3 protein-coding genes are annotated in these 3178 nt (G+C 67.0%); all 3 read left to right on the plus strand.

All coding sequences use genetic code 11. From position 1 onward, the window contains the following. The coding region (purH, locus tag K8V11_RS01980) for a bifunctional phosphoribosylaminoimidazolecarboxamide formyltransferase/IMP cyclohydrolase (protein ID WP_303910535.1) at positions 1–1537 on the plus strand (1537 nt) is incomplete at its 5' end. A gap of 29 nt (positions 1538–1566) precedes the next feature. Beyond that, the gene (locus K8V11_RS01985; RefSeq protein ID WP_303910536.1) at positions 1567–2376 is read left to right on the plus strand and encodes a CPBP family intramembrane glutamic endopeptidase; all 810 of its coding nucleotides are present in this window, start codon (positions 1567–1569) and stop codon (positions 2374–2376) included. A gap of 10 nt (positions 2377–2386) precedes the next feature. Beyond that, positions 2387–3019, plus strand: a complete 633-nt coding sequence (locus K8V11_RS01990) for a TetR/AcrR family transcriptional regulator (protein WP_303910537.1) — start codon at positions 2387–2389, stop codon at positions 3017–3019. Positions 3020–3178 lie beyond the last annotated feature (159 nt).

The raw sequence follows: 3178 nt of genomic DNA on the forward strand, positions 1-3178 counted from the left end.
GTACGACAAGACCGGGCTCGTAGAGCTCGCCAAGTCGCTCGGCGAGGCCGGAGTGGAGATCGTCTCGACGGGATCGACGGCGAAGCAGATCGCCGAGGCCGGGGTGGGCGTGACGCCGGTCGAGCAGCTCACCGACTTTCCCGAGTGCCTCGAAGGCCGCGTGAAGACGCTGCACCCGCGCGTCCACGCCGGGATCCTGGCCGACACACGTAAGCCCGAACATCTCGAGCAGATCGCAGAGCTCGGCGTCGCGCCTTTCGACCTGGTGATCGTGAACCTGTACCCGTTCACCGCAACAGTGGCTTCGGGCGCGAATTACGACGAGTGCGTCGAGCAGATCGATATCGGCGGTCCGTCGATGGTGCGCGCGGCGGCGAAGAATCACCCGTCGGTGGGCGTCGTCGTGTCGCCGGACTCGTATGGAGCGGTTGCCGAGGCGGTCGCCGGCGGCGGGTTCACTCTGTCGCAGCGGCGCGCGCTCGCGGCCGAGGCGTTCCGCCACACCGCCGCGTACGACGTCGCGGTCGGGACGTGGATTACTGAGCAGACCTCCGGCGACAGCGTGAGCGGCGAGGCCGTGGAGCAGTCGGAGTTCCCCGTGTGGACGGGGCAGTCGCTGCAGCGTAAGACGGCGTTGCGGTACGGGGAGAACCCGCACCAGTCCGCCGCGCTGTACACCGATGCCGCAGCGGCGCCGGGGATCGCGCAGGCTACGCAGCTGCACGGTAAGGAAATGAGCTTCAACAACTACCAGGACGGCGATGCCGCCTGGCGCGCGGCGTTCGATCATGCCGAGCCGTGCGTGGCGATCATCAAGCACGCGAACCCGTGCGGAATTGCGGTGGCCGAGGACGTCGCCGCGGCGCACCGCGCGGCGCACGCCTGCGATCCGATGTCGGCGTTCGGCGGCGTGATCGCCGTGAACCGCGAGGTGACGGTCGAGATGGCGAAGCAGGTCGCCGAGATTTTCACCGAGGTGATCATCGCACCGTCCTACGAGGACGGCGCCGTGGGGATCCTGCAAGGGAAGAAGAACATCCGGATCCTTACCGCCCCCGTGCCCGAGGAGCGCATCGAGCGCAAGCAGATCACCGGCGGCGCACTGCTGCAGTCCCGCGACGTGCTCGACGCCCCCGGCGACGTCGCCTCGGGCTGGACCAAGGCATGCGGCGAGGACGTGTCCGACGAGGTGCTGCGCGACCTCGTGTTCGCGTGGCGGGCCGGCCGCGCGGTGAAGTCGAACGCGATCCTGCTCGCTTCGGGCGGCGCCACGGTCGGCGTGGGGATGGGCCAGGTCAACCGTGTCGACTCGGCGCACCTTGCCGTGCAGCGGGCCGGGGCCGAGCGCGCCGCCGGCGCAGTGGCGTCCTCGGATGCGTTCTTCCCGTTCGCCGATGGGCTGCAGGTTCTTATTGACGCCGGTGTGAAGGCTGTCGTTCAGCCGGGCGGATCCGTGCGTGACGGCGAGGTGATCGAGGCCGCGGAGAAGGCGGGGATCACGATGTACCTCACCGGAGCGCGCCACTTCTTCCACTAAGGCGTTCGCGCCGAGTTCGGACTTTTCTCATGTATTACCCCGACCACGACCCACGCTTTCCCGTCGGCAGCGGGCCGGGGCAGGCGCCCGCAGCAGCGCCCGCACCCGCGCCGACGTGGGGGCCTGCCTCCGCACGCTGGACGTCGCCGTTGGGCGGGCGGTTCGGTGCGTTCGCCATCGCCAAGATTGTCGCGCTCCTCGTCGGCTATTTCGCCGCGCTGGTGCTCGCACTTATGGTGGTGTCCTTCTTCCGGGATGGCTTCTCGGCAACGGCGCTGATCATTCTCGTCTTGCTGGGTTCCTCGGCAGTCATGGGCATCGGCATGTGGGCGTTCGTCGTGTCGCCGCTCGGAGGGCGTTGGGACCTGATCGGCTGGCGTCCGCCGGCCCGTTCGATGTGGAACCTGCTGTGGCAGATCCCGGCCGTCATCGTGACGGCGTTGATCGTGCAGATCCTGGTTATCGCGCCCTTCGCATCTGAAGAGCCGGCGCAGGGCTCGATCGAGGACATGCTCGTGGGGACGTCCCTGCCGGTCGTGGCGATCGGCGTCATCCTGATTTGTGGCGTGGTTCCTGTGTGGGAGGAACTGTTCTTCCGGGGTGTCGTGTTCGGCGTGATCCGCACGCGACTCGGCCGTTGGGGAGGCGCCGCGCTCGCCGGGTGCGTGTTTGCATTCGTTCATCTTGTGGCCGTCGGCTTCCCGTATCTCGCCGTCATCGGGGTCTGTCTGTGCATCATGGCCGAGTGGTATCGGTCGGTCGTGCCTGGGATGATTCTCCACTCGGTTAATAACGCCTTAGTGGCTGTAACCTTGTTGACGGCTGCGGGAGCAGGGTAACGTGGCGGGTGTGATCAAGGGCACAGGGAGCGCGGTACAGGCTGATAGCGGAGACGAAATTCGGCTCACCCCGCGGGCGCGGGCGAAAGCGGAACGGCGAGAGGAAATCCTCACCGCAGCCTCGAAGCTGATGTCCAAGCACGGTTTTCGCGGTGTCCGGCTCGACGATATCGGTCAGGCCGTCGGAGTCTCCGGCCCGGCGATGTATCGCCACTTCTCCTCGAAAGAGGACCTGCTCATGGAGATGCTCACCGACATCTCCGAGCGCCTGCACGCTGCCGCGGAGGCCGTCGTCGCGTCCGAATCGGACCCGGGTGCGCGCCTCGACGGGCTGATCGCGGTGCACGTCGACTTCGTCATCACCGAACCCGATCTGATCTCCGTGCAATACCGCGACCTCGAGGTGCTCCCGGAGACCGCTCGCCGAAAGGTGCGCTCGCTCCAGCGTCACTACCTCGATATCTGGACAAAGGCGCTACAGCGGCAAAACCCCGCGCTCGACGACACTTCGGCGCGCGTCCGTGTATCCGGCGGCATCGGGCTGCTCAACTCGAGTCCTCGGTTCCCTCGCGCTCCGCGCGAATACCTTCGCCACTTGTTGACGGCGATGGTTCGCGCCGCAATGACCGCAGAGGCCGAGTAGTCCGCGTTCCACGGACACTCGGCCTCCACTCCGCCATAATCGGCCGCGGCGTTGTGCTCAGCCTGCGAAGAGCTCCGAGGTGCGCGCTTCCATCTCCGTGCGGTACTCGGCGGCGTTGCGTTCCTTGATTCCTTCATAGCCGCGAACCATGTCCGGCAA

The sequence above is a fragment of the Dietzia timorensis genome, assembly GCF_020742175.1.
GTDB classification, from domain to species: Bacteria; Actinomycetota; Actinomycetes; order Mycobacteriales; family Mycobacteriaceae; genus Dietzia; species Dietzia timorensis_A.

Excerpts from the sequence above, each read along its gene's own strand:
- K8V11_RS01985 (WP_303910536.1), top strand. The coding sequence starts at position 1,567 with ATGTATTACCCCGACCACGACCCACGCTTTCCCGTCGGCAGCGGGCCG.